Here is a 25,104-nt window from a genome sequence, read left to right on the forward strand (position 1 = left end):
CAGGCAGGCTCACAGTCAGAGCAGCAGGCGGCAGCCCCGTTCGTCGACCGCGTCGGCGGACTCGTCGTCCAGCCAGACTCCGCCGGTGGCGAGGTAGCGGAAGTGGTGCTCGCCGGGGCCGAGCCGGACGGTGATCGTCCGGGTGCCGTCCCGACGGGGCATCAGCTCGTGCCGGCCGGGCTCCCAGTCGTTGAAGCAGCCGACCACGCTCACCGTGCCGGACGGGGTGTCGCGCGGCAGGCAGAAGGTGACCCGGGTCTGGTTGCCGAACAGCTTGTTGCGCTTGATCACGTGGTCCTCCGGGGGTGTCGGGGCGATCACCAGGCCTAACGTCCGACACGCCGGGGGCGACTCGCCGTCGAGCCGGACCAGATTCCCCGGTTCCGGTTGCCCGCGTGTGTCGGCTGCTCGACGCTGGGGTGACGTGTCCATATCGGGGGGATTTGTAATGGCAACCTGCGAGGTATGCGGTAACGACTACTGGGGGGCGTTCGAGGTCCGTACCGCCAGCGGGGCGGTGCACACCTTCGACTCCTTCGAGTGCGCCATCCACCGGATGGCGCCGATCTGCGAGCACTGCCAGATCAAGATCGCCGGCCACGGTGTCGAGGTCAACGGCCGCTTCTTCTGCTGCGCGCACTGCGCACGGGCGGTAGAGGGCGCCCAGGGCGCCGAGGTCCGCGACGCGGTGGGCGCCCGCCCGTCCTGACCGAAAGGCGTCCCGCGCGGTTCCCCGGGGTCGGCGATGTGGCGGCATCCGCCCCGCGCAGCCCCCGGGCCGGCGACGTGGTGGCATCCGGCGCACCCAGACACCGCCAGGTCGGCGAGCTGGCGCCGCCTGGCCACGCCTACCATCGCGGGATGCCCGTCGAGTCGCACGTCGCCAGCTTCGCCGAGCTGGGCGCCCGCACCTTCCACGACCTGCTCCGGCTGCGCATCGACGTGTTCGTGGTCGAGCAGAACTGCCCGTACCCGGAGCTGGACGGCCGGGACGTCGAACCCGGCACCCGGCACCTCTGGCTGACCCGGGACGGCGTGGTCGTGGCGTACCTGCGGATCCTGGCCGACCCGGACGGCGTGGCACGGATCGGCCGGGTGGTGGTGGCGCCGGCGGCCCGCGGCGCGGGCCTGGCCGGCCGGCTGATGACCGAGGCGCTGGCCGTGGTCGGCGCGGGTCCGTGCGTGCTGGACGCGCAGACCCACCTGGTCGACTTCTACGCCGGCCACGGCTTCGCGGCCAGCGGCCCCGGCTACGTGGAGGACGGCATCCCGCACACCCCCATGCGGCGGAAGGGCCGCCCACCCGCCTGAGCGGACATTGACGGATACCGCGAGGCGGCACTTTCGGGGAAGGTGCTGCCTCAGCCGCGGCGGACGCGGCACCTTCCCCGAAGTTGCCGCGTCCGCCGACGACCAAGCGTCAGACCAGGCAGGTGACGATGTCGGCGATGGACCGGCGACGACCGGTGTAGAAGGGGATCTCCTCCCGCACGTGCCGCCGGGCCCGGGAGCCTCGCAGGTCCCGCATCAGGTCGACGATCCGGTGCAGCTCGTCGGCCTCGAAGGCGAGCATCCACTCGTAGTCGCCGAGGGCGAACGAGGCCACCGTGTTGGCCCGCACGTCCGGGTAGCCGCGGGCCATCCGGCCGTGCTCGGCCAGCATCTCGCGCCGCTCGGCGTCCGGCAGCAGGTACCACTCGTACGAGCGGACGAACGGGTAGACGCAGAGGTAGGCCCGGGCCTCCTCGCCGGCCAGGAACGCCGGGATGTGGCTCTTGTTGAACTCGGCCGGCCGGTGCAGCGCCATCTGCGACCAGACCGGGGTGAGCGCCCGGCCCAGCGTGGTCCGGCGGAACCGCAGGTACGCGTCCTGGAGCGCGTCGCTGGACGAGGAGTGCCACCAGATCAGCAGGTCGGCGTCAGCGCGCAGGCCGGCCACGTCGTACGTGCCCCGGATGGTCACGTCCTTGCCGGCCAGCTCGGTGAAGAGGGACTCGACCTCGTCGACGACGTTCTCGCGCAGCGACGGGAGCGGGCTGGTGGCCCGGTACACCGACCACATGGTGTAGCGGATGGTCTCGTTGAGCTCCCGCAGCCGGGCCGCGTTGGTCTGCTCGGTCATGCTGCCGATCCTCCCAGTGCTGTGATGATCTCTTCGGCCGCCGCCTCGCCGGAGCGGACGCAGACCGGAATGCCGACGCCGTCGTAGCCGGCCCCGGCCAGGGCCAGCGTCGGGTGGGCGGCGCGCAGCCGCGCCCGGACCGCCGCCACCCGCGCGCCGTGGCCGGGGGTGTACTGCGGCAGGGCCCCGCCCCACCGCTGCACGTGCCGGGCGACCGGGACGGGCAGCGGGGCGCCCAGCACCTTGGACAGCTCCCGGTGCACGGTGGCGACCAGGTCGTCGTCGGTGAGCTGGAGCGACGTCTCCTCCCCGTACCGGCCGACCGAGGCGCGCAGCAGGGCGAGCCCGTCGGCCCGGCGCAGGTGGCCCCACTTCGTGGTGAAGAACGTGGCCGCCTTGATCAGCAGCCCCTCGGTGGCCGGCGCCAGAAAGCCGGAGAGCTCCGGCAGCTCCGGCGCGGGCAGGGCCAGGGTGACCAGCGCGACGCTGGCGTAGTCCAGCCCGCCGACGGTGGCGGCCGCCTCGGGCGCCGGGCCGGCGAGCAGCCGGGCGGCCGGGCGGGCCGGCACGGCCAGCAGCACGGCATCGGCCTCGACTTCCGACAACTCCAGCTCGGAGCGTCTGCCGCCGCGCCGCGACGTGGAGCCGTCGTCAGGCTCGCGGGTCGCGCCGACGGTGAGCCGCCACCCTGTCGATGTCCGGTGCAGCTCGCGGACCGCCGCGTCCCGGCGGATCGTCGCGCCGCTGCACCGCGCCGCCGCCTCGACCAGGGTGCTCAGCCCGCCGGCCAGGGTGCCGAAGACCGACGCGCCGGGGGTGCGCGGCGCGGCCGCCTGCGCGGCCCGGACCGCGCCGACCAGGGTGTGCTCGACCCGGGCCGCGCGGGCCAGCGCCGGCATGGTGGTGACCAGGGAAAGGCCGTCGGCCCGGCCCGCGTAGACGCCGCCGAGCATCGGGTCGACCAGCCGGTCCACCACCTCGTCGCCGAACCGCTCCCGGACCAGCGCGCCGACCGCCATGTCGGCGTCCGGGCCGAGCAGCGGGCGGCCGGCGTCCCGGTCGGCGTCCGCCGCCGGCCGCGCCACCGCCGCCACCTTCTCCAGATCACCGGGTACGCCGACCAGGGTGCCGCCGGGAACCGGGCGCAGCCCGCCGTCGACGACCAGCGCCGCCTGCCCGACGGTCGGGTGCACGATCGAGTCGGCCAGGCCGAGCCGGCGGACCAGGGTCACCGCGGCCGATTCCCCGCCGGCCGGGTCACGCATCAGGAACGACTCGGCGCCGAACTCGACGGGCTGCCCGGCCAGCTCGCCGGTGCGCAGCTTGCCCCCGAGGAGGCCGGACTGCTCGTACACGGTGACCTCGGTACCGGCGGGGGCACGGTCGCGCAACCGGACGGCGGCGGCCAGCCCGGTGACGCCGCCACCGACGATCGCCACCCGCCACGGTCGCGCCATGGTCCCTCCCCTACTCGGCCGGCCGCGCGCTGAGCTCGTGCACCAGCGCGACCACCCGGGTCAGCACGTCCGGGTCCGTCTCCGGCAGGACGCCGTGCCCGAGGTTGAACACGTGACCGGGGGCGGCCCGCCCCTCCTCCAGGATCCGGCGCACCTCGGCCTCCACCACCGGCCACGGGGCGAGCAGCACACACGGGTCGAGGTTGCCCTGCACGGCCTTGTCCGGGCCGATCCGGCGGGTCGCCACGTCCAGCGGGGTACGCCAGTCCACGCCGACCACATCGACGCCGGCCTCGCCCATCGCGCCCAGCAGCTCGGCGGTGCCGACCCCGAAGTGGATCCGGGGCACGCCGGCGTCGGCCAGGCCGGTGAGCACGTGGGTCGAGTGCGGCAGCACGTAGCGGCGGTAGTCGGCCTCGGACAGCGCGCCGGCCCACGAGTCGAAGAGCTGCACCGCGGACACCCCGGCCTCGACCTGGACCCGCAGGAACGACAGCGTGACCTCGGCCAGCCGGGCGCACAGGGCGTGCCAGAGGTCCGGGTCGCCGTACATCAGCGCCTTGGTCTTCGCGTGGGTCCGCGACGGCCCGCCCTCGACCAGGTAGCTGGCCAGGGTGAACGGGGCACCGGCGAAACCGATCAGCGGGGTGTCCCCCAGCTCGGCGACGAGCAGCCGGACCGCCTCGTCCACGTAGGACACGTCGTCGCGGGTGATCGGCCGGATCCGCTCGACGTCGCCGGCAGCGCGGACCGGCTCGGCCACCACCGGCCCGGTGCCGGCCACGATGTCCAGGTCGATCCCGGCGGCGGCCACCGGGACCACGATGTCACTGAACAGGATCGCCGCGTCGACCCCGTGCCGGCGGACCGGCTGAAGGGTGATCTCGGTGACCAGCTCCGGACGGCGGCACGACTCCAGCATCGGCACGTTGGCCCGGATCTCCCGGTATTCCGGCAGCGACCGGCCGGCCTGTCGCATGAACCAGACTGGGGTGTGCGGGGCCGGCTCCCGCCGGCAGGCCCGGACGAAGGGCGAATCGGCCGGCCCGCCACGGCGGGATTGTCCGTCTCGGGCGGCGGTGCCCGTGGTGTCGGTGGTCATCGCGGCAATCGTGCCACGCGTGCGGGCGGCCCCCGCCGCCACCGTCACCTTTTGTGACGTGAACGGAAGGCCCTGGTTGACGCCCCCGGCGCCGGAAGGCCCCGGCCGGCAGGATTCCTTCCCGCATGATCGCGGCCCGCCGCTCGGCGCGCCGTCCCGCCCTACCGGCGGGCGGCGGCATAGGCTGCCCGCATGGCCCCCCCGATCGCGCTCCCGGAAACCTTCGCCCGCGCGGTCGCGGGGTTGCGATCGGTGACCCCCCGCCCGGAGATCGTGCTGGAGGAGGTCGGCGCCCCGCAGCGCCTGGCCCCGTACGCGTTCGCGCTCTCCGCCGCGGTCATGCGCGACGACGACGAGGTGGCTACCGGGCGGCTGATCCTGCTGCACGACCCGGCCGGGCACGAGGCGTGGCAGGGCACCCTGCGGCTGGTCACGTACGTGACCGCGGAGCTGGAGGTGGACCTGGCCAGCGACCCGCTGCTGCCGGGGGTGGGCTGGACCTGGCTGACCGACGCGCTGGACGCGCAGGACGCCCGGCACCGGGCCATCGGCGGCACGGTCACCCAGACCCTCTCCACCCGGTTCGGCGAGCTGGCCGGGCCGCCCGCCGCCGGGGACATCGAGATCCGGGCCTCCTGGACCCCGCTCGGCGTCGACCTGTCCCCGCACCTGCTCGGCTGGTGCGCCCTGCTGGCCTCGACGGCCGGGCTGCCACCGCCCGGGGTGACAGCCCTGCCGTCCCGCCGCCCCGCCGGCGCCGCCTGAGCGGCGGAAAACCGGCGACGGGCCACCCCGGGTGCCCGGAGCGGCCCGCGCGATACCCGTCAGAGGTAGTTCTCGGCCTCGTCGCAGACCTTGTCCAGGCCCTTGTTGGCCTTGTCGAAGGCGGCCTTGTTGCCGGCCGACGCCGCCGCGATGGCGGTGGTCAGCTTGTCCAGGCAGGTGGCGATGACCTTCTTCTGCCGGGCCTGCTCGTCCCGGTCGTTCTTGGTGCCGGTCAGGTTCTGCTCGGTGTCGGCGAGCTTGTCCCGGACCGTCTGCAGGTCGGCCTTGAGCTTGTCGATCTCCTGCCGGTTCGCCGCGATGGTGCCGTCCCGCTGGCTGACCTGCTGCTCCGTGCGGTGCAGCTTCCCGTTGGTGGTGACGTAGAGGCCGGTCATCACGCCACCGAGCACGAACAGCAGCCCGGCCACCAGGGCGAGGATCAGCGTGCTCCGCCCCTTGCCGGCGGGCGCCGCCGGCGCCCCGTACGGCGGGACCGCACCCGGCGGGGCCGACATCGGCTGCGTCCCGAAACCCGGCCCGGACACGGGCGGGGCGGACATCGGCGGCGCCGACATCGGCTGCGGGTAACCGGGCGCGGAGACCGGGGCGGCGCCCGACGCGTACTGGCCAGGGATCGGGGCCGCGCCCGGCGGGTACTGCGCAGGGACCGGGGCGGCGCTCGGCGGGTACTGCCCGGGGACCGGGGCGGCGCCGGGCGCGTACTGCCCGGGGACCGGCGGTGCGGGCGCCGGGGCGACGGGTTGGGGCAGGGTGGGGTCGGGCTGGCCGGCCGGGTACTGCTGGGGCGCGGGCTGGCCGCCGTACGGGCTGCCGTACCCGGTGCCGCCCGGCGGCTGGGGCGGGTAGCCCGCCGCTCCGGTCGGTGGCTGGGACATGACGTACCTCCAAGTGTGCTGGTCCCCGTGGGGTGGCCCGAAGGGCCGTGGTCTGCGGGTCGACGTGCTCGGGGCCACGCGTCGACGGATGCGGTCAACGGCGACCGGGTGCGGGCCGGTCAGCAGAGCGTGAACGTGTCGCAGGCGGTCTTGATCGGCACCGCGAGGCCGATGCCCTCGGCGTCCCGGGCCTTGGCGGTGGCGATGCCGACCACCTCCTTGGACCCGTTGATCACCGGTCCGCCGGAGTTGCCGGGGTTGATCGGCGCGTCGAACTGGATCACCGGGCCGGAGCCGCCCTCGTCCGGGCGGAACGCGCTCACCACCCCGGTGGTCACGCTGTCCTGCAGGCCCAGCGGGGCGCCGACCACCACGATCTGCTGCCCGGACTTGACCGGCGTACGGGCCGCGACCAGGCCGGTGAACCGGGCCGTGCTGCGCAGCTGGGCGAGGTCCTTGTCCTTGTCGACCTTGACGATGGTGGCCTCGAAGCGCTGGCCGGTCCGCTCCAGGAACACCTTCCGGCCGCCGCCGTCGTAAACCGACTCCACCACGTGGAAGTTGGTGAGCAGCATGGTGCCGCCGCCGGACGGCGGCTTGCCGATCGCGAAGGCGGTCCCGGTGAACTGGCCGGCGCTGACCCGGAACACGCTGGGCAGCACGGCACTCGCCACGGCCTCCGGGTTGAAGGCGGAACCGGCCTGCTTCTCCAGGGCCTCCGCCCGCTTTTCCAGCCCGTCCAGCCGGCTGCCGTCCGCGCCCTGGGCGTCGGCCAACCGCCGATCGGTGGCGGCGAGCCGGTCGTCCAGCCGGTGGATCTGGTACGCCTGCACCCCCGCGACCACCGCCAGCATGCCGGCCAGCACGAGCGCCACCACCGGCAGCCGACGCCCGCGGCCGGTCCCGCCCGCGGCTCCCCCCGGGTAGACCGGCCCCGGGGCGGACTGCCCCGGCAGGGCCGACCCGGCGGTGGGCTGGCCCGGGTAGGCCGGTCCCGAGATCGGCTGCCCTGGGTAGGTCGGCCCGGCGACCGGCTGCCCCGGGTGGGCGGGTGCGGAAGCCGGGTGGACCGGTGCGGTGGTCGGCTGAGCCGGGTGGGCCGGCGTGGAGATCGGCTGTCCGGGGTGGGTGGGCGCCGGGGCCGACTGCCCTGCGAACGCCGGCCCCGGGACCGGCTGCAACGGAACGGGCGCCGGCGGGGCGAACGCCGACGCCGGTTGGGCGGGCGCGGTGGGTGGCTGGGCGGGCGCGGTGGTGGGCTGGGCGGCGAAGCCGCCGGGGACGGTCGGCTCGGCGCCGACCGGCTGCCCGGGCGCGCTGCCCGGCTGGGCCGGCGGCCATCCGTCCTGCGGGCGCGGGGCGGCCGAGGCACCGCCCGGGCCCCACTGGCCGCTGTTCGGCGCCGCCGGCCAGGTGGCTCGGGGTGCGGGTACGGCCGGCTGGCCCGGCGCACCGGCGGGCTGCTCGGGGGCGGGAACGCCACCGGTGGGCGCGGCCGGGAAACCGGCGGGCGCGCCGAACGGCGCCGGCTGACCGGGCGCGACCGGTGGGATCATCCGCGGCGGCAGGGGCCCCGGCCGGGCGCTCTCGCCGCGTGCCTGGTCGGCCGTCTCGTCGGGGCCCGGCCCCGGCACCCCGGCACCGCCGTACGCAGCCGTCATGATCGCTCGTCCTCCCCCGTGAACGCCCCGCCCGACACCGCCCGACGGCCCCTCGACACCCCGGCTGCGGCTCGATGGACCGTACCTGCGTGAACGGGGTTTGTCTCCCCTGTTGTCCGACCCTGCCACGGGCGCGCAAGCCGACCTGCCCCGACACCCGGCGGTCATCGCGCCGACACGCGCCGGACCGGCTGCGCACACCGCGTCGGGCGCGCGCACTAGGGTTGTCAGGTGACCGACGAACCACCCCTGCGCCGTCGGGCCGCCGAAAGCCGTACGGGAGAGGCAGCACCGCGTCCGTCGTCGGCCGGGTCGGAGCCAACGGACGCGGGGACCGAACCCACCGCCGGCGGGCCCGTGCCGCTGACCGCCCCGCGCGAGGGCACCCCCGCGCCGGTGGCCATGCCGAGCGAGCTCGAGGAGGTCGTGGCCCGCTTCGCGGCGGGCATCGGCCCGGTGGCCCTGGACGCCGAGCGTGCCTCCGGATACCGCTACAGCCAGCGGGCCTACCTGGTGCAGCTGCGCCGGGCCGGCTCGGGCACGGCGCTGATCGACCCGTTGCCGCTGCCCGACCTCTCCGCCCTGGACGCGGTGATCGCCGAGGCCGAGTGGGTGCTGCACGCCGCCAGCCAGGACCTCGCCTGCCTCGGCGAACTCGGGCTGCGCCCGCGCCGGCTGTTCGACACCGAGTTGGCCGCCCGGCTGGCCGGGTTCGAGCGGGTCGGCCTCGCCGCGCTGACCGAGCAGCTGCTCGGCTACACGCTGGAGAAGCACCACTCGGCGGCGGACTGGTCCAGCCGGCCGCTGCCGGAGTCCTGGCTCACCTATGCGGCGCTGGACGTGGAGATGCTGGTCGACCTGCGCGACGCCCTCGACGAGGAGCTGCGCCGGCAGGGCAAGTCGGAGTGGGCGGCGGAGGAGTTCGCCGCCCTGGTCCGCAACGGCGCCCGGCCGCCCCGGGTCCGGGCCGAGCCGTGGCGCCGCACCTCGGGCATCCACCGGGTACGCGGCGCCCGCGCGCAGGCCCGGGTCCGTTCCCTCTGGTACGCCCGCGACCAGATCGCCGCGCGGCGGGACGCCGCCCCGGGGCGGGTGCTGCCCGACTCGGCGATCGTGGCCGCCGCCGAGCTGGACCCGAAGGACGAAAAGACGCTGCTCACTCTCCCCGGCTTCGGCGGCCGCTCGGTACGCCGGCTCGCCCGGACCTGGCTGGCGGCCCTGGACGACGCCCGGCAGCTGCCGGACAACGCGCTGCCGGTGACCCCGGTGGTGGAGGGGCCGCCCCCGCCGCACCGCTGGGCCGAGCGGGATCCGGTGGCGGCCGGCCGGCTGGCCCGCTGCCGGGAGGTGGTGCTACGCATCGCCGGTGAGCACAACCTGCCGCCCGAGAACCTGATCGCACCGGACTACGTCCGCCGGCTCGCCTGGCAGCCACCGGAGGAGATCACCGACGAGACCGTGGCGGAGACTCTCCGCGGCTTCGGCGCCCGGGAATGGCAGCTCACCCTCCTCCTCCCCGCCCTCTCCCAGGCCCTCACGACCCCCTGATCTCGCGTTGATCATGAGGTTGGCGGCATTTTTGGAGATCCACATCGCCGTCAACCTCATGATCGACGAAGCGCGGCGTCGCGGGCGGGGTGTGGGGTTGGCCACACGGGGGGTGGTGTCGGCGTTGGTTACTGGCGAGTAGCATCCGGGGAAACGCCAGCGCCGGCGACCTTCATTCGGCCCGTGGCGCCGCCGGTCGGCGCGCGGAGGCCGAATTGTGGTCGAAAAGGAGGCTCCAAGTGCCCCGTGAAGTTCGCGACGTCGTCTTCGTCGACGGCGTCCGCACCCCGTTCGGCAAGGCGGGTGGCATGTACGCCAACACCCGCGCCGACGACCTGGTGATCCGCTGCATCCGGGAGCTGATGCGGCGCAACCCGCAGCTGCCGCCGGAGCGGGTCGAGGAGGTCGCCATCGCCGCGACCACCCAGATCGGCGACCAGGGCCTGACCATCGGCCGCACCGCCGCCCTGCTGGCCGGTCTGCCGAAAACGGTGCCCGGCTTCGCCATCGACCGGATGTGCGCCGGGGCGATGACCGCCGTCACCACCGTCGCCAGCGGCATCGCGATGGGCGCGTACGACGTCGCCATCGCCGGCGGCGTCGAGCACATGGGCCGCCACCCGATGGGTGAGGGCGTCGACCCCAACCCGCGGATCATCGCGGAAAAGCTGGTCGACCCGTCCGCCCTGGTCATGGGCGCCACCGCGGAGAACCTGCACGACCGGGTCCCGCACATCACCAAGGAGCGCACCGACGCGTTCGCGCTCGCCTCCCAGCAGAAGACCGCCAAGGCGTACGCCAACGGCAAGCTCCAGGGCGACCTGGTGCCGGTCGCGGTGCGCGACCCGGAGACCGGCTGGGGCCTGGCGACCGTGGACGAGGCGCCCCGAGACACCTCGCTGGAGAAGCTCGCCGGCCTGAAGACCCCGTTCCGCCCGCATGGCAAGGTCACCGCCGGCAACGCGGCCGGCCTGAACGACGGCGCCACCGCCGCGCTGGTCGTCGCCGAGGAGACCGCCCGCGAGCTGGGCCTGCCGATCGCCATGCGGCTGGTGTCGTACGGCTTCGTCGGCGTCGAGCCCGAGGTGATGGGCGTCGGCCCGATCCCCTCGACCGAGAAGGCGCTGCGCATCGCCGGCCTCAGCATCGACGACATCGGCCTGTTCGAGCTGAACGAGGCGTTCGCCGTGCAGGTGCTCGCCTTCCTCGACCATTTCGGCATCGCCGACGACGACCCGCGGGTCAACCCGTGGGGCGGCGCGATCGCCGTCGGTCACCCGCTCGCCTCCTCCGGCGTACGGCTGATGACCCAGCTCGCCCGGCAGTTCGCCGAGCACCCCGAGGTCCGCTACGGCCTCACCGCCATGTGCATCGGCATCGGCATGGGCGGCACCGTCATCTGGGAGAACCCGCACTGGACGGAGTCCGGCAAGCCGGTTCAGCGGGAGGGTGGAGACAAGTGAGCACGCTAGCCGCACCGAACGAGGTGGTCACCAGGGCGCTGCTCCGCCAGGTGAACGTACCGGGGCTCGACCGGCCCGCCGCCCTGATCACCCTGGACAACGGCCTCGACCACACCAAGCCGAACACCTTCGGGCCGGGCGGACTGACCAGCCTGGACGAGGCGATCACCGCAGCCCTCGCGGCGAACCCGGCGTTCGTCGCGGTCACCGGCAAGCCGTACATCTTCTGCGTGGGCGCGGACATCACCGGTCTGCCGCTGCTGGCGAACCGCGAGCAGGCCCTGGAGATCGGCCGGCTCGGCCACCGGGTCTTCGCCCGGCTCAAGGACAGCCAGATCCCGACCTTCGCCTTCGTCAACGGCGCGGCGATGGGCGGCGGCCTGGAGCTGGCCCTGCACTGCCACTACCGGACGCTCTCGGCGGGCGCGGCGGCCCTCGCGCTGCCCGAGGTCTCGCTCGGGCTGGTCCCCGGCTGGGGCGGCACCCAGCTGCTACCGAACCTGATCGGCATCCCGGCCGCCACCCAGGTGATCCTGCAGAACCCGCTGATGCAGAACAAGATGCTCAAGCCGAAGCAGGCCGCGGAGATGGGCATCGCGGACGTGCTGCTGGAGCCGGCCGACTTCCTCGAGCGGTCCCTGGAGTGGGCCGCCGGCGTGGTCAAGGGCGAGGTCACCGTGACCCGGCCCGAGGTCGACAAGGACATGTGGGCGGGGGTGCTCTACTTCGCCCGGCAGACCCTCGACCAGCGGCTGCACGGCGCGGTCCCGGCCGCGTACCGGGCGCTGGACCTGCTGGAGACCGCGAAGGACGCCGACTTCGCCGCCGGCACCGCCGCCGAGGACGAGGCCCTGGCGGACCTGATCTTCTCCGAGGAGCTGCGCAGCGGCCTGTACGCCTTCGACCTGGTGCAGCGGCGGGCCAAGCGGCCCGCCGGCGCGCCGGACAAGGGACTGGCCCGCCCGGTCACCAAGGTGGGCATCGTCGGCGCCGGCCTGATGGCCAGCCAGCTCGCCCTGCTGTTCGCCCGCCGCCTGCAGGTGCCGGTCGTCCTGACCGACCTGGACCAGGCCCGGGTGGACAAGGGCGTCGGCTACGTGCACACCCAGATCGAGAAGGCCGTCAGCAAGGGCCGGATGGACAAGGGCACCGCCGCCAAGCTGTACGGCCTGGTCAGCGGCTCGGTCGACAAGTCCGTCTTCGCCGAGGCCGACTTCGTCATCGAGGCGGTCTTCGAGGACCTGAACGTCAAGAAGCAGGTCTGGGCCGAGCTGGAGAAGATCGTCAAGCCGGAGGCGGTGCTCGCCACCAACACGAGTTCGCTGTCGGTCACCGCGATGGCCGAGGACCTGGAGCACCCGGAGCGGGTGGTCGGCTTCCACTTCTTCAACCCGGTCGCCGTGCTGCCGCTGCTGGAGATCGTCCGGGGCGAGCGGACCGACGACGCCACCCTGGCCACCGCCTTCGCGGTCGGCAAGCAGCTGAAGAAGTCGAGCGTGCTGGTCAAGGACGCTCCGGCGTTCGTCGTCAACCGGCTGCTGACCCGCTTCCTCGGCACCGTGTTCGCCGCCGTCGACCAGGGCACCCCGCTGGACGTGGCGAACAGCGCGCTGGACCCGCTGGGCCTGCCGATGCGCCCGCTCGCCCTGCTCCAGCTGGTCGGCCCGGCCGTGGCGCACCACGTGGGCGGCACCCTGCACGCCGCCTTCCCGGACCGGTTCGGGGTCAGCGAGAACCTCAAGCGGATCGCCGACTCCGGCCAGCCGATCGTGGTCGACGACCAGGTCAACGACGAGGTCGTCAAGCTGCTCGTGGTCGGCGACCAGCCGTTGACCGCCGAGCAGGTCCGGCAGCACGCGCTCGACGCGCTGGCGCAGGAGATCCGGCTGATGCTCGACGAGGGTGTCGTCGCCGAGGCGCAGGACATCGACCTGTGCATGATCCTCGGTGCCGGCTGGCCGTTCCACCTGGGCGGCGTCACGCCGTACCTGGACCGGACCGGCACCTCCGAGCGGGTCACCGGCCAGCGGTTCCTGCCGCGCGGGATGGCCAGCCTGCCCGCCTGACCACCGCCGCTGCCCCCCGATCGCGGTGGCCGACCGTCCCTCCCGGACGGTCCGGCCACCGCGTTCGTCGTTTCCGGGACCCGAACCGGCACCGCTCGCCGCCTGCGCCACCGGGCGGACGATGCCGGCAGCTCGGGTGCACCCGGTCCGTCACCGCCCGGTCACCCCGCGCTCGCGGCCGCATCGGCGGTGCGGCGGGGCCGGTCACGACCCGGTTCCGGTTTCGTCACGTCCACACCTGTCGGTCAACAGTCTGTCGGTCGGGCTCGCTACCATCACGCGTCCAGATTTCTTAGGAGCTGACCAACATGTCCCAGCCGCCGTCCAGTCCGTACCCCGGTTCATACCCTCCGCCGCAGCAGCCCGGCCAGCAGCACGGCGGTGGCTACCCGCCGCAGCAGCAGCCCCAGTACGGTGGCGGCTACCCGCCGGCTCCGCAGCAGCCCGGCCCCCAGTACGGCGGCCACCCGGAGGCGCCGCAGCAGCCTGCCCCGCAGTACGGCGGGTACGTGGAGACCGGCCAGCCCAGCTTCGGCGGCCCCGAGGTGCCGCCGAAGAAGAAGTCGAAGGCCGGCAAGATCGTGCTGATCGTCCTGGCCGTCGTGGTGGTGCTCTGCGTGGGTGGCGGTGCCGCCATCTACTTCGCCGCGAAGGACACCGTGGGCGAGGTGGTCGACGCCACCAAGACCCGGGTGTCGGCTCCGGAGACGCTCGGCGGCCGGGCGAAGGTGGACAACCCGCAGCTCCAGGCCGCCGCCACGGAGATGGAAGCGGAGATCAAGAAGGACGTGCCGGACGCCACCAGCACCGTCGGCGCCTTCTACGGCGATCCCACGAAGCAGGATCTGGTCATGATCGCCGGTGCCTCCGGCGTGATGGCCGACCCGAAGAAGGAGCTGGAGGACGCCACCACGGGCCTCGGCAGCGAACTCGGGGTGACCGAGTTCAAGACGGTGGACGCCGGTCCGCTGGGCGGCGACGCCAAGTGCGGTGACGGCAAGATCGACGGCGACCCGGTCGGGGTCTGCGTCTGGGCCGACCGGGGCAGCGTCGGCATGATCGTCATGTACTTCAAGCCCGCGTCCGCGCTGCAGTCCGAGTTCGTCGCCATGCGGGGCGAGATCGAGCACAAGAACTGATCGCCTGCCAGACCGGTGACCGGGCCCCCGCCGTGGCGGGGGCCCGGTCCCGTTTCCGGGTCAGGCGGACGCGGCCCGCTCGGCGGGGCTGCGGCAGACGCAGAACTCGTTGCCCTCCGGGTCGGCGAGCACCACCCAGCCGGTTCCGTCCGGCCGGCGCCGGTCGGCGACCAGGGTGGCCCCGACGCCGAGCAGCCGCTCGACCTCGGCGTCCCGGGTGCCCTCGGCCGGATGCAGGTCGAGGTGGAACGCGCCCTTGCCATGCCGCTCCCCGACCGATACGAAGAGCAGGTCGGGGCCGTGCCCGTCGGGCGCGACGAGCACCGCCTCGGGGTCGCCCGGGTGGTCGTCGTCGTGCAGCTTCCGGTCGAGCACCTCCGCCCACCAGCTCGCGAGGGCGTACGGGTCGTCGGTCTCGACGGTGACGCAGTGGATCTGTGCACTCACGGTGCTACCTCCAGGTCGGAGTCCGCCCCGCGGAGTCGATGACGTCAGCGGCGGCTGCGGGGCGCGGGAGTCTTCACGGTGGACATCGACCACACCCCCTTCCGCATTTCGAGCTGACGCGCAGCATCATGTCACCGCCCCGGCCGTCCGCACAAACCCGCCGCCGGCCCGGCCTTTGAGCTGCGGGGCCGAGCCGGACGGCCGGACGCCCGCCGGCGGCCGGTCAGGTGGCGGCGGGGGCGTCGGCGGACGGCAGGGTGACGGTCACCTCCAGGCCGCCGCCCGGCTGGGCCACCGCCGTCACCGTGCCGCCGTGCGCGTCGCAGACCGCCCGGACGATGGAGAGCCCCAGACCGGATCCACGGGCGCCGGTGCGCTCCTGGCCGCCCCGCCGGAACGGCTCGAACAGCCCCGGCACGTCCGCCGGGGCGACCTCGAAGCCGGTGTTGCCCACCACCAGCCAGGACCGCTGCCCGTCGGTGCCGGTACGCACCCAGAGTCGCCCGTGCAGGTGGTTGTAGCGGACCGCGTTCTCCACCAGGTTGCCGGCGAGCCGGTCGAGCAGCCCCGGGTCGCCGACCACCGGGGCCGGGCGCAGCGCGGTGTGCACCTTCAGCCCGATCCGCTCCACCTCGCCGGACATCGCGGACAGCGCGTTGGCGGTGCCGGCGGCCAGGTCGCACTCGGCTCGCCGGGCCAGCCGGCGGCCCGTCTGGGCCTCGCTGCGGGCCAGCACCAGCAGCGCGTCGACCAGGCCGTTGGCCCGCTCCGAGGCGTCCCGGACCACGGTGGCCATCCGCCGGTACTCGGCCCGGTCCGCCTCGTCGTCGCTGAGCGTCACGTCGATCTCGGTCCGCATCACCGCCAGCGGGGTACGCAGCTCGTGCGAGGCGTTGGCGACGAACCGTTTCTGCGCCTCGAACGCCGCGGCGATCCGGTCCAGCATGGCGTCAAAGGTCCGGGCCAGCTCGGCGACCTCGTCGTCCGCGCCGGACCAGCCGATCCGCTGGTCCAGGGTGGCCTCGCCGAGCCGCCGGGCGGTGGCGGTCACCTGGTGCAGCGGGCGCAGCGCCCGGCCGGCCACCAGATACGCGCCGGCGACCCCGACCACGCTGATCACCAGCAGCGCCCCCAGGCCCTTGACCAGCAGCTCCGTCGAGGCGGCGCCGACCAGATCATGCTGCCACTGCCCGGCGTCCAGGGTGCGGCCATCGGCGAGCACCACCGTGGTGCCGGGCCGCAGCTCGTCGGTGGGGCGCAGCGCGTCGCGGACCAGCAGCCAGGCCAGCACCACCAGGATCGCCCCGGCGCCGACGAGCAGCACCCCGTTGAGCAGGGTGAGCCGCAGCCGCAGCGTGGGACGCAGGCCGCCGCTCACAGTGCCTCCTCAGTTCGCGACTGCGGGGCTCGCAAAACCGGCTCACTCCTCGCGCTCACAGTGCCTCCTCAGTTCGCGACTGCGGGGCTCGCAAAACCGGCTCACTCCTCGCGCTCACGCGGCGACCTCGGCGGTGCGGTAGCCGGCGCCGACCACCGTCTCGATCAGGGGCGGGTCGCCGAGCTTCTTGCGCAGCGTCATCACGGTGACCCGGACGATGGTGGTGAACGGGTCCGTATTCGCGTCCCAGACCCGTTCCAGCAGTTCCTCGCTGGAGACCACCGCGCCGCGCGCCTTGAGCAGCTCGGCCAGCACGCCGAACTCCTTGTTGGTCAGGTCGACCGGCACCCCGCCGCGGGTGACCACCCGACGGGCCGGGTCGAGCACCAGGTCGGCGACCGCCAGCACCGGCGGGGCGGCCGGGGTGGCCCGCCGGCCCAGCGCCTGCACCCGGGCGACCAGTTCGTCGAAGGCGAACGGCTTGGGCAGGTAGTCGTCGGCGCCGAGCTGCAGGCCCTCCACCTTGTCGGCGACGGTGCCGCTGGCGGTCAGCATCAGCACCCGGGTCAGGGTGCCGGAGGCGGCCAGGTCGGCGCAGATCTGATCACCGTGCACGCCGGGCAGGTCCCGGTCGAGGATCACCACGTCGTACCGGGTGACGAAGGCAGCCTCGTGCCCGGCGGAACCGTCGTAGGCGACGTCGACGGCCATCCCGCGCTTGCGCAACCCGCGCGCGATCGCGTCGGCGAGGTTCCGCTCGTCCTCGACCACCAGTACCCGCATCCCCGGCCTCCCAGCTCGTGACCTCCCGACAACCTAGTGCCGGCCACCAAACCAGCATCCCGCGCCGCCGTTGCAAAGAACCTTCGCGTACGCCATGCTTCCCGGCACCTGGCGACAAGGAGCTGCCGATGACCGGAACGCCCACCGGGCGGGACGTGGCGTACCACCGCTTCCGCTTCCCGGACGAACTGGGCCGCGGGGCGTCCGACGGGCTGATCGCCGGCCCGGGCGGCCTGGTGATCGGCCCGGCGGCCGGCCGGGTCGAGCACACCGATCCGCACACCGGCAGCACCGCCGGTTACGACCTGGCGACCTGGACGTCCCCGCCGGTCCGGCTGGGTTTTCCGGCGGCCGAGATCGTCCCGTCGTGGACCGCGGACACCCCGCCGGGCTGCTGGCTGCGGGTCGAGCTGCGCGGCTGGGCCGAGACGGGCCCGTCGACCGGCTGGTACGTGCTGGGTGACTGGGCGGCCGACGAGGCGACGATCCACCGCAGCTCGGTGCCCGGCCAGGCCGGCGACGACGCGCGGGTGGCGGAGGACACCCTGCGGGTCACGGGCGCGGTGGTCACCGGCTGGCAGGTCCGGGTCAGCCTGTTCCGCCGCCCCGGCGCCCCGGCCGGCCCGGTGCTGCGCACAGTCGGCGCGGTCGCCTCCGGCAGGGCCACGGCCGGGTCGGTGGACGCTGCGGCACCGCCGCCGACCGGCGCCCGGGGGCGGGTGCTGGACGTGCCCCGCTACTCGCAGCGGCTGCACGCCGGCGGGGAGATTCGCTGGGGCGGTGGTGGGGACTCCTGGTGCAGTCCCACCTGCACGTCGATGGTGCTGGACTTCTGGGGCACCGGGCCCGCCCCCGACCGGTACGCCTGGGTCGACCCGCCCGGCCCGCGGCCGGTGGTGGTGCACGCCGCCCGGCACTGCTACGACCACGCGTACGCGGGGGCCGGGAACTGGGCGTTCAACACGGCGTACGCGGGGCTGCACGGGGTGGACGCCTTCGTCACCCGGCTGCGTTCCCTCTACGAGGCGGAACGGTTCGTCGCCGCCGGCGTACCGCTGATCCTGTCGGCCGCCTTCGCGGCGGGGCAGGTGCCCGGGCTGGACTACGACACCCGGGGGCACCTGATGGTGCTGGTCGGCTTCACCGCCGACGGCGACCCGGTGCTCAACGACCCGTACGCCCCGGACGACGAGGGGGTCCGCCGGACGGTGCCCCGAGCGGCGTTCGAGGCGGCCTGGCAGGCGGGCAGCGGCGGCGTCACGTACGTGGTCCGGCCGGCGTCGGTGCCGCTGCCGCCGGCACCCGCCCAGGCCAACTGGTGACCCCCACCGGCCGGACGCCGGCCGGTGCGGCGTCGGCGGGCCGCGTCAGGGCAGCCGCCACACCCCGAACCCACCGGCGCTGCGCCGGCAGACCAGCACCCGCCGACCGTTCCGGCAGTCGCCGAGCACGCCGGGCAGCGCGTCGAACACCCTCGCCCGGGCGGCCGCCACGTCCAGCTCGGCCACGAGCAGTCGCCCGTCCCCACCCGGCCGGACGCCGATCAGCGGGTCGCCCGGTTCGTGCCAGCTCGCCAGTTCCCAACTGCCGAGGTCGGCGACCGGCTGGCCGGTCGCCGCGTCGGCCACCACGAACCGGGGCCCGCCAGGGTCATCCGAGCCGACCAGGAACCGGCCCTGCTCCGCCCACAGCACCGCCTGCCAGCGCGGGTTGCTCCATCGCACGGCGCCGGTCGCCGGGTCGAGCACCCACATCCCCCCGGTCTGCCGGTAGGCGCAGAGCAGGTCGCCGCAGTCGGTCAGGTAGCCGACCTGGGCGAGCCGGGCCGTCCAGCGCTGGTCCAGCCGATCCAGGCCGTAGCCGGTCACCGTGCCGCCGTTGTCACTGATCACCAGCAGCAGGTCGCCGACGATCTGGTTCCGCTGCCAGCTCGGCAGCTGACCGGGCCGGATGTTGCGGGCGGCCAGCAGGGCACCGCTGGCGGGGTCGCGCACCTCGACCTCGCCGGAGGGCGCGGCCAGCACGATCCGGTCCACGCCGTCGGGGCCGAAGCGCAGGTTGGGGCCGTCCAGCGGGGTGGGCACCGACCACAGTGTCCGGCCGGACGCCGCGTCGACCCGGCGGAGCGAGCCCTCGCCGGAAACATCCAGGTTCTGGAGGAGGACGCCGTCGCCCGCCGGGTAGCTGGCCCCGGGTTGCTGCCAGCCTGACCGGCCGGTGCCGGCGTCGAGGGCGGTCGTCCGGAACACGCCCTCGGGGCCGCCCACCTGGCGGCCGCTGACCAGCACCGTCCCGCCCTGCTGCAGCAGCCAGACGTCGCCGCCGCCGGCCGGGAGCGAGGTGCGCCACAGGACGGCGGGCGGCCCCTCCGCCGGGATCTGGTACGCCACCAGCAGCCGCCCCGTACCCTGCTGCGGATCCAGCGGATCCACGACGTAGAGGCGGTCGGCCGCCAGGAAGACGTCCGCGCCGAGCCGGGCCGGCACGATGGCCACCGCGCGCTCCGGGCGCGGGACTCCGCCGGCGACCACCCACAGGACGGCCAACAGCACGGCCAGCACCCGGTACGGCCGGCTGACGGCGCGCGGCGGGCGAGGCGGCGGCTCCGGCGCCGGGTCACGACGGATCTCGCCCAGATCGATGACCGTCACGATCACCCCTTCCCCGGCACCCGCCCGGCGCACCAGCGTCGGGCGTACCGGCCGGCCGGAGTGACGCCGGGTCGCCTGTACGATGGCCCGTCGTGGCTGTGCCGGTGGTAGACCCCTCGCTGAACCCCTCGCCCGTCGCGGTCGAGCCCGTCGCGGCGGTCCCGCCACGCCGGCCGCGGCGCTGGCCCGCCCGCGCCGACGTGCTGGCCATCGGAGCCTATGCGTTGCTCGGGGTTCTCGTCTGCCTCAACTACTGGGGGGACGTGCAGCACCGGGTCTCCTCGCACCTGCCGACGGACCACAGCTGGTTCGAGTGGCTCTTCGCGCACGGCGCCTACTCGGTGCGTCACCTGGAGAACCCGCTCTTCACCGCCCGGCAGAACGCCCCGGACGGGGTGAACATGATGGCGAACACCTCGCTGCTCGGGGTCACCCTGCCGCTGGCGCCGCTCACCCTGCTCCTCGGCCCGCAGGTGATGTACGCGCTCTACCTGGGCGCGGCCCTGTCGGCGACGGCGGCCACCTCGTACTGGATGCTCTCCCGGCACCTGGTCCGCTCCCGTGCGGCGGCCTTCGTCGGCGGGGTGTTCCTCGGCTTCGCCCCCGGCATCGTGCACCACGCCAACGGGCAGCCGAACTTCGTCTCCAACTTCCTGCTGCCGCTGATCGTGGCCCGGGTGCTGCGCCTCGGCGAGCCGGGCCGCCGGCTGCGCAACGGCGTCGCGTTGGGGCTGCTGGTGGCGTACCAGATCTTCATCAACGAGGAGATGCTGCTGCTGACCGCGCTGGCCTGCCTGGTCATCGTGGTGGCGTACGTGGTGCAGCGGCCACGCGCGGCGCGGGAGCGGGCGGCGACGTTCCTCGCCGCGCTCGGCGTGGGCGGCGGCCTGGCCCTGCTGCTGACCGCCTACCCGATCTGGTTCCAGTTCAACGGGCCGCAGTCCTACCGGGGCCTGCAGGGCGGGGTCTTCCACAACTGGGGCGAGGACCTGATGGCCTTCGTCACCTTCGCCCGGGACACGGTGGCCGGTGACGAGGCGGTCGAGCAGACCATCGGGCTGACCGAGCAGAACACCTGGTTCGGCTGGCCGCTGGTACTGGTCGCCCTGGTCGCCCTGGTGCTGCTGGTACGCCGCTCGCTGCCGGCCCGGATCCTCGCCGTGCTGATGGTGGTCTTCACGGTCGCCGCGATCGGCCCGAAGGTGCGCTTCGACGGTGTCGAGACCACAGTCGACGGCCCCTGGGCGTACCTGCCGGACGACCTGCCGCTGGTCGAGATGATGATGCCGACCCGGCTGGCCCTGGTGGTGGCCGGTGCCGTCGGCGTGCTGCTCGCGCTGGCCTGGAACGCCCTGGCCGGGGCCGGCCGCCCGCCGGTGCCGAGGCCGCGCGCCGGGGCGGCCACCGGGACGCCGCCGGCCGCCGGCCCGCGTCGCCGCTGGCTGCGCGGCATCGGGTACGCGGCGATCGTGGCGGCCCTGCTGCCGCTCTTCCCGCGCCCGCTGCCGGCCGAGCGGATCGACCCGCCGCCGCACTTCATCACCGCGGGCGGCTGGCGGCCGTACGTGCCGGACGGCCGGACGCTGGTCCCGGTGCCGATCCCGAGCAACGTGCACGGCCTGCCCACCCTGCGCTGGAGCGCGCTGACCGGGCAGGAGTTCCCCATCCCCGCCGGCTACTTCATCGGCCCCAACGAGAACGGTGCGGGGGTCTTCGGCGCGCCGAACCGGCCGACCAGCACGCTCATCTACGCCACCATGGACGCGAACAAGGCCCCCGCGATCACTGCGGAGCACCGCCGTCAGGCGGTCGAGGACCTGCGCTTCTGGAAGGCGTCGGTGGTGGTCCTCGGCGCGAACCCGCGCGAGGCGGTGCTGCGCGACCTGATGACCGCGCTGCTCGGGCCGCCGCAGCGGATCGACGACGTCTGGCTCTGGGACGTCCGCGACCGGCTCTGAACCGACCCCGCCCTGCGCCCAGTCAGCCGACCAGGGGGCGCACGTCCCAGACGTACGCGCCGGCCACGTCGCGGCCCGGGCCGACCAGGGCGTCCACCGTGGTCCGGACCGGGTCGCCCGGGAACGAGCCGGCTTGCACCAGCACCGCCGCCCGCCAGTGCCGCAGGTCCGCGACCGCCTGGCGGCGCTCGGCGGCGCCGACCGGCGGCACCTGACCGGTCTCGGCGGCCCGCCGCATCAGCAAGGAGGTGGGGCGGTCCGGGGCGCCCCAGCGCGCGGTCGGGTCGGCCGCGCTCCGGGGGCCGATGAAGTAGCCTCCCGGCGCGTGGAACGCCAGCCCGGTGCGGGCCGACCAGAAGGTGGCCGGGCTCTTCGCCGCACCGGTCACCGGCGGCACCGGCACCAGCGTCCGGCCCGGCGGGACGTACGCCCGCCAGCCGCCGTCGGCGACGAAGGCCGGCACCGGCACCACCGGCACGGTCCGGATCGGGGTGGGGACCAGCGGCAGCAGGGCGGCGGCGACCGCCCCGGCCCAGGGCGCCCAGGTCCGGGCCGACCGGTGGCGGAGCCGGTCCAGCGCGAGGGCCAGCAGCACCCCGAGCACCGGTACGCAGACCAGCGCGAACCGGGCCGGCACCACCAGGTCGAGCAGCGGCACCCCGGCGACCAGCCGGTACGGCCCGGGCAGCCCGGTGTTGTGCCGGTTCACCACGATCGTGGTACCGAGGGAGAGCAGGGCGAACAGCAGCCCGCAGACGGCGAGGGCGCGGACCAGCGGCCGCCGCCACAGCCGGACCACCACCAGCAGGGCGAGCAGCGGCAGGAACGGCCCGAAGAAGGAGGTCTGCTCGGTGGGGTTCGGCGCCAGCAGCCGCGAGTGACGATCGTCCCCGGCCACGCTCTGCCGGGCCCCCGCGGTGAACGAGGCGACGTCCAGCCGGTAACCCTGGGCGAAGAACGGCATCCCCGCGTAGTGGCCCGGGCCGCGGAACTGGAACCACAACGGATACGCCAGCAGGGCCCCCGCCACCAGCGCGCCGACCCCGAGCCGGCGCAGCACCACGGGCGCCAGCCGGCGCGCGGCCGCCCGGTCGGCCAGCGCGTACGCCCCGGCGACAACCCCGGCGGCCAGCGCCACGAAGACCAGCACCTCCTCGCCGAGGAAGACCTGGTAGGCGACGGCCAGCCCGAGCAGCACCCCGTCCCGGCGTACCCGGTGGGTGGCCGGGCGGAACACCAGCGCGATAATCACCGGGACCAGGAACTGGGCGGCCATGTGCAGGTGCGCCCCGGCCTGCGACACCATGCCGGGCGCGAACCCGCAGAACAGCCCACCCAGTGCCGCGGCGGCCCGGGACCGGACCAGCCGGCGGGCCAGCAGCGCGTACCAGGCGGTGGCGGTGCCGGCGAGGCAGGCGACCACGGCGACGAGGAAGGCCGCCTGGGAGCCGAACAGCAGGGTGATCGGGGTGAGCGGCAGGCCCAGCCCGAGCACCGAGGTGTTGGCCATCAGGTTCACCCCGTCCGGGGCGTTCAGCGCCGTGCTGTGCAGCGGGTTCTCCCCCGCGGTCACCGCCCGCGCCGCCCGGGCCAGCATCCACTCGAAGAGCATCTGGTCGCCGGCCTGGTGGAACAGCCGCTCCGGCCGCCGCCACTGGTCGCCGGTGAGCAGGACGGCCAGGCCGAGATAGCCGGCGACCACGAGGGCGTCGACCAGGCGGAGGCGCCGACGCCGCGACCGGGCCGCCGGCGGGTCCGGCGGGGCGGTCAGGCCGACCGGCTGGTCAGTGTCCGGACGTCCCACAACCACACGTCCAGCTCCTGCCGGGCCGGCCCGATCAGCTGCTCGACGGTTTGCCGCAGCGGGTCGGCGTTCGGCTGGTCGAGCGGCAGCACCACGACGGCGGCCCGCCAGTGCCGCAGCTCGTCCAGGAAGCGCCGGCGCTGCCGGTCGTCGAGTTTCGGCGTACGCCCGGTGGCGGCGACCTCCGCGAGCAGGTCGCCGATGCTGCTGGGCCGACCGCCGAAGCGGCCCGGGTCGCCGGTGACCCCGTTGCGTGGGGCGAGGAAGTACCCGCCGGGGATCTTGAAGGCCAGGTCGGTGCTGGCCGCCCAGCGCATCGCGTTGGTGTTGCCCATGCTCGGCACCGGCACCGACACGAGCGTCTGGTCCGGGCCGACGTACCGCCGCCACCGGTCGGCGGTGATGAACCGGGGCACCTCCGGCCGGGTGGTGACCTCCAACGGCATCGGCGCGATGGGCAGCAGCGCCAGCACCAGACCGGCGACCGTCAGGGTCCGTACGGTCCGGCGTTCGGCGGTCCGCAGCGACCAGGCCCGCTCCACGGCGAGGGCCAGCAGGATCCCGATGACCACGGTGGTGATCAGGCCGAACCGGGTCGGCACCACCGCGTCGAGCAGCGGCAGCCGGACCAGCAGCTCCCACGGGCCGGTGACCAGCTCCCGGTCCCACCAGGACACCCGCTCACCGAGGGAGAGCACCGCGAAGAACAGCCCGGTCACCGCGAGCGCCCGGACGATCACCTCCCGGCGGAGCCAGACCACGATGCCGACGGCCAACAGGGACAGGCTCCAGCCGAAGAAGGCGTTCTCCTCCGAGTAGTTCGGGGCGAGGTTGACGTTCGCCCGCTCGTGGCCGCCCAGTGTGGGCGAGCCGGGGGCGAAGAACGAGGCGATGTCGTTGCCGTAGTCGCGGACCGTGTCGCTGAGCCCGTGGTACGCCATCGGCCCGGCGAACTGGACCCAGAGCGGGTACGCCAGCAGCGACCCGGCGAGCACCGCGCAGACCGCCAGCCCGGTCCCCAGGGGACGCCACGCGGTGGCCCACCGCTCCCGCTGCTGCGCGACCACCGCCAGCAGGAACACACCGCAGGCCAGCGCGGTGAAGAGCAGGATCTCCTCGTTGATGAACGCCTGCGCGGTGACCAGCAGGGCGAGCAGCGCGCCGTCGCGGACCGGGCGGGTGGAGCGGGTCAGCACCAGCACCCGCCAGACGATGAACGGCAGCAGGAACTGGGAGATGATGTTGGGGTGCCAGTTGGCGTGCGACAGCATCGCCGGCGAGAACCCGCAGAACCAGCCACCCACGGCGGCGGCCAGCCGGCTTCGCACCACGTGCCGGGAGAGCACCCGGTACCAGGCGGCGGCCGTGCCGGCGAGGCCGAGCGTCACCAGCGTGACGAAGGAGACCGCCGGTCCGAACAGGACGGTGATCGGCACCATCGGGATGCCGAGGGCCAGGATGGCGGTGTTCGCCATCAGGTTGACCCCGTCCGGGTAGTTGAACTGGTCGGTGTAGAACGGGAACTCGCCGTGCAGCACGACGCGTACGGAGTGGGCGAGGAAGAACTGCACCTGCGCCGGGTCGCTGCTGTAGAGGGCGGCCACCCGGCCGGCCGGGTCGACCCAGATCCGGCTGGTCACCCAGAGCGCGGCCAGCAGGAAGATGCCGTACATGGCGAGATCCTGCCGGCGGGGCGTCCAGCGTCGGCGCGGCCGGGCGGCTGGCCGGCCGTCGCCGGGAGCGGGGTCGGGGGCGGGCGGGGCCGCGGTGGTGACGGAGGCGGAGCCCGTTGGGGCGTCGGCGTCCGCTGGCGAGTCGCCACGGGGCTCGGCAGGCGTCACAGTCGGCGGAGTCTACCGGAGCC

The 25,104-nt window shown here is 74.5% G+C and carries 21 protein-coding genes; 9 read left to right on the forward strand and 12 right to left on the reverse strand.

Annotation, left to right across the window (positions count from 1 at the left end):
* Window positions 1–15: 15 nt before the first annotated feature.
* Window positions 16–291 (reverse strand): isoamylase early set domain-containing protein, encoded by a 276-nt coding sequence (locus ABZ783_RS00545; protein ID WP_357434280.1) that lies wholly within the window; start codon window positions 289–291, stop codon window positions 16–18.
* A gap of 157 nt (window positions 292–448) precedes the next feature.
* Here ABZ783_RS00545 and ABZ783_RS00550 point away from each other — a divergent pair, with 157 nt between their 5' ends.
* Entirely contained in the window at window positions 449–709 is a 261-nt protein-coding gene (locus tag ABZ783_RS00550) for a Prokaryotic metallothionein (protein ID WP_073835399.1), read from the forward strand.
* Window positions 710–861: 152 nt separating this feature from the next.
* Window positions 862–1,311 carry a GNAT family N-acetyltransferase gene (locus ABZ783_RS00555; protein ID WP_357433296.1) on the forward strand — a complete coding sequence of 150 codons (450 nt, stop codon included), beginning with the start codon at window positions 862–864 and terminating at the stop codon, window positions 1,309–1,311.
* A 109-nt stretch (window positions 1,312–1,420) separates the two neighbouring features.
* Here the strand turns inward: ABZ783_RS00555 and hemQ are convergent, their stop codons facing one another.
* From hemQ to hemE, 3 genes are read right to left on the reverse strand one after another with little or no spacing between them, the layout of a single operon-like run.
* Window positions 1,421–2,122: a hydrogen peroxide-dependent heme synthase gene (gene hemQ, locus ABZ783_RS00560; protein ID WP_357433298.1), complete on the reverse strand. Its 702-nt coding sequence runs from the start codon at window positions 2,120–2,122 to the stop codon at window positions 1,421–1,423.
* On the reverse strand, window positions 2,119–3,579 hold the full coding sequence (gene hemG, locus ABZ783_RS00565) for a protoporphyrinogen oxidase (protein ID WP_357433300.1): 1,461 nt from the start codon (window positions 3,577–3,579) through the stop codon (window positions 2,119–2,121). Before hemG ends, hemQ begins: the two co-directional genes overlap by 4 nt.
* 10 nt (window positions 3,580–3,589) lie before the next feature.
* The gene (hemE, locus tag ABZ783_RS00570) at window positions 3,590–4,681 is read right to left on the reverse strand and encodes a uroporphyrinogen decarboxylase (protein ID WP_357433302.1); all 1,092 of its coding nucleotides are present in this window, start codon (window positions 4,679–4,681) and stop codon (window positions 3,590–3,592) included.
* A gap of 192 nt (window positions 4,682–4,873) precedes the next feature.
* Here hemE and ABZ783_RS00575 point away from each other — a divergent pair, with 192 nt between their 5' ends.
* Window positions 4,874–5,446 carry a DUF3000 domain-containing protein gene (locus tag ABZ783_RS00575; RefSeq protein WP_357433304.1) on the forward strand — a complete coding sequence of 191 codons (573 nt, stop codon included), beginning with the start codon at window positions 4,874–4,876 and terminating at the stop codon, window positions 5,444–5,446.
* 59 nt (window positions 5,447–5,505) lie between these two features.
* Here the strand turns inward: ABZ783_RS00575 and ABZ783_RS00580 are convergent, their stop codons facing one another.
* Together ABZ783_RS00580 and ABZ783_RS00585 are read right to left on the reverse strand one after the other, a co-directional pair.
* On the reverse strand, window positions 5,506–6,342 hold the full coding sequence (locus ABZ783_RS00580) for a hypothetical protein (RefSeq protein ID WP_357433306.1): 837 nt from the start codon (window positions 6,340–6,342) through the stop codon (window positions 5,506–5,508).
* 119 nt (window positions 6,343–6,461) lie between these two features.
* Window positions 6,462–8,003, reverse strand: coding sequence for a trypsin-like peptidase domain-containing protein (locus ABZ783_RS00585; RefSeq protein ID WP_357433308.1), 1,542 nt, complete (start codon window positions 8,001–8,003; stop codon window positions 6,462–6,464).
* A 231-nt stretch (window positions 8,004–8,234) separates the two neighbouring features.
* Here ABZ783_RS00585 and ABZ783_RS00590 point away from each other — a divergent pair, with 231 nt between their 5' ends.
* From ABZ783_RS00590 to ABZ783_RS00605, 4 genes are all read left to right on the forward strand, one after another.
* Window positions 8,235–9,551 carry an HRDC domain-containing protein gene (locus tag ABZ783_RS00590; protein WP_357433310.1) on the forward strand — a complete coding sequence of 439 codons (1,317 nt, stop codon included), beginning with the start codon at window positions 8,235–8,237 and terminating at the stop codon, window positions 9,549–9,551.
* A 239-nt stretch (window positions 9,552–9,790) separates the two neighbouring features.
* Entirely contained in the window at window positions 9,791–11,014 is a 1,224-nt protein-coding gene (locus ABZ783_RS00595) for a thiolase family protein (protein ID WP_357433312.1), read from the forward strand.
* Window positions 11,011–13,080, forward strand: coding sequence for a 3-hydroxyacyl-CoA dehydrogenase NAD-binding domain-containing protein (locus ABZ783_RS00600; protein ID WP_357433314.1), 2,070 nt, complete (start codon window positions 11,011–11,013; stop codon window positions 13,078–13,080). Before ABZ783_RS00595 ends, ABZ783_RS00600 begins: the two co-directional genes overlap by 4 nt.
* 308 nt (window positions 13,081–13,388) lie before the next feature.
* Complete coding sequence (locus ABZ783_RS00605; RefSeq protein ID WP_357433316.1) at window positions 13,389–14,219, forward strand: hypothetical protein; 831 nt, start codon at window positions 13,389–13,391, stop codon at window positions 14,217–14,219.
* A gap of 60 nt (window positions 14,220–14,279) precedes the next feature.
* Here the strand turns inward: ABZ783_RS00605 and ABZ783_RS00610 are convergent, their stop codons facing one another.
* From ABZ783_RS00610 to ABZ783_RS00620, 3 genes are all read right to left on the reverse strand, one after another.
* Window positions 14,280–14,666 (reverse strand): VOC family protein, encoded by a 387-nt coding sequence (locus tag ABZ783_RS00610; RefSeq protein ID WP_357433318.1) that lies wholly within the window; start codon window positions 14,664–14,666, stop codon window positions 14,280–14,282.
* Between the two features lie 223 nt (window positions 14,667–14,889).
* Window positions 14,890–16,044 carry a HAMP domain-containing sensor histidine kinase gene (locus ABZ783_RS00615; RefSeq protein WP_357433320.1) on the reverse strand — a complete coding sequence of 385 codons (1,155 nt, stop codon included), beginning with the start codon at window positions 16,042–16,044 and terminating at the stop codon, window positions 14,890–14,892.
* A gap of 114 nt (window positions 16,045–16,158) precedes the next feature.
* The gene (locus ABZ783_RS00620) at window positions 16,159–16,827 is read right to left on the reverse strand and encodes a response regulator transcription factor (protein ID WP_357433322.1); all 669 of its coding nucleotides are present in this window, start codon (window positions 16,825–16,827) and stop codon (window positions 16,159–16,161) included.
* Window positions 16,828–16,955: 128 nt separating this feature from the next.
* Between ABZ783_RS00620 and ABZ783_RS00625 the strand changes: the two genes are divergently transcribed.
* Entirely contained in the window at window positions 16,956–18,149 is a 1,194-nt protein-coding gene (locus tag ABZ783_RS00625) for a peptidase C39 family protein (protein ID WP_357433324.1), read from the forward strand.
* A gap of 45 nt (window positions 18,150–18,194) precedes the next feature.
* On the opposite strand, the gene ABZ783_RS00630 is transcribed toward ABZ783_RS00625, so the two are convergent.
* Window positions 18,195–19,478 (reverse strand): PQQ-binding-like beta-propeller repeat protein, encoded by a 1,284-nt coding sequence (locus ABZ783_RS00630; RefSeq protein WP_357433326.1) that lies wholly within the window; start codon window positions 19,476–19,478, stop codon window positions 18,195–18,197.
* 92 nt (window positions 19,479–19,570) lie between these two features.
* Here ABZ783_RS00630 and ABZ783_RS00635 point away from each other — a divergent pair, with 92 nt between their 5' ends.
* Window positions 19,571–21,436 (forward strand): hypothetical protein, encoded by a 1,866-nt coding sequence (locus ABZ783_RS00635; RefSeq protein ID WP_357433328.1) that lies wholly within the window; start codon window positions 19,571–19,573, stop codon window positions 21,434–21,436.
* 22 nt (window positions 21,437–21,458) lie between these two features.
* On the opposite strand, the gene ABZ783_RS00640 is transcribed toward ABZ783_RS00635, so the two are convergent.
* Both ABZ783_RS00640 and ABZ783_RS00645 read right to left on the reverse strand, forming a co-directional pair.
* On the reverse strand, window positions 21,459–23,246 hold the full coding sequence (locus ABZ783_RS00640; protein WP_357433330.1) for a hypothetical protein: 1,788 nt from the start codon (window positions 23,244–23,246) through the stop codon (window positions 21,459–21,461).
* Window positions 23,204–25,081, reverse strand: a complete 1,878-nt coding sequence (locus tag ABZ783_RS00645; RefSeq protein WP_357433332.1) for a hypothetical protein — start codon at window positions 25,079–25,081, stop codon at window positions 23,204–23,206. Before ABZ783_RS00645 ends, ABZ783_RS00640 begins: the two co-directional genes overlap by 43 nt.
* Window positions 25,082–25,104: the final 23 nt, after the last annotated feature.

The sequence above is a fragment of the Micromonospora sp. NPDC047738 genome, from assembly GCF_040642675.1.
Classification (GTDB): Bacteria; Actinomycetota; Actinomycetes; order Mycobacteriales; family Micromonosporaceae; genus Micromonospora.

What these genes read in the sequence shown, in the direction of transcription:
- ABZ783_RS00550 (WP_073835399.1), top strand. Translation starts at nt 449, where the DNA reads ATGGCAACCTGCGAGGTATGCGGTAACGACTACTGGGGGGCGTTCGAG.
- ABZ783_RS00555 (WP_357433296.1), top strand. Translation starts at nt 862, where the DNA reads ATGCCCGTCGAGTCGCACGTCGCCAGCTTCGCCGAGCTGGGCGCCCGC.
- hemQ (WP_357433298.1), bottom strand. Translation starts at nt 2,122, where the DNA reads ATGACCGAGCAGACCAACGCGGCCCGGCTGCGGGAGCTCAACGAGACC.
- hemG (WP_357433300.1), bottom strand. Translation starts at nt 3,579, where the DNA reads ATGGCGCGACCGTGGCGGGTGGCGATCGTCGGTGGCGGCGTCACCGGG.
- hemE (WP_357433302.1), bottom strand. Translation starts at nt 4,681, where the DNA reads ATGACCACCGACACCACGGGCACCGCCGCCCGAGACGGACAATCCCGC.
- ABZ783_RS00575 (WP_357433304.1), top strand. Translation starts at nt 4,874, where the DNA reads ATGGCCCCCCCGATCGCGCTCCCGGAAACCTTCGCCCGCGCGGTCGCG.
- ABZ783_RS00580 (WP_357433306.1), bottom strand. Translation starts at nt 6,342, where the DNA reads ATGTCCCAGCCACCGACCGGAGCGGCGGGCTACCCGCCCCAGCCGCCG.
- ABZ783_RS00585 (WP_357433308.1), bottom strand. Translation starts at nt 8,003, where the DNA reads ATGACGGCTGCGTACGGCGGTGCCGGGGTGCCGGGGCCGGGCCCCGAC.
- ABZ783_RS00605 (WP_357433316.1), top strand. Translation starts at nt 13,389, where the DNA reads ATGTCCCAGCCGCCGTCCAGTCCGTACCCCGGTTCATACCCTCCGCCG.
- ABZ783_RS00620 (WP_357433322.1), bottom strand. Translation starts at nt 16,827, where the DNA reads ATGCGGGTACTGGTGGTCGAGGACGAGCGGAACCTCGCCGACGCGATC.
- ABZ783_RS00625 (WP_357433324.1), top strand. Translation starts at nt 16,956, where the DNA reads ATGACCGGAACGCCCACCGGGCGGGACGTGGCGTACCACCGCTTCCGC.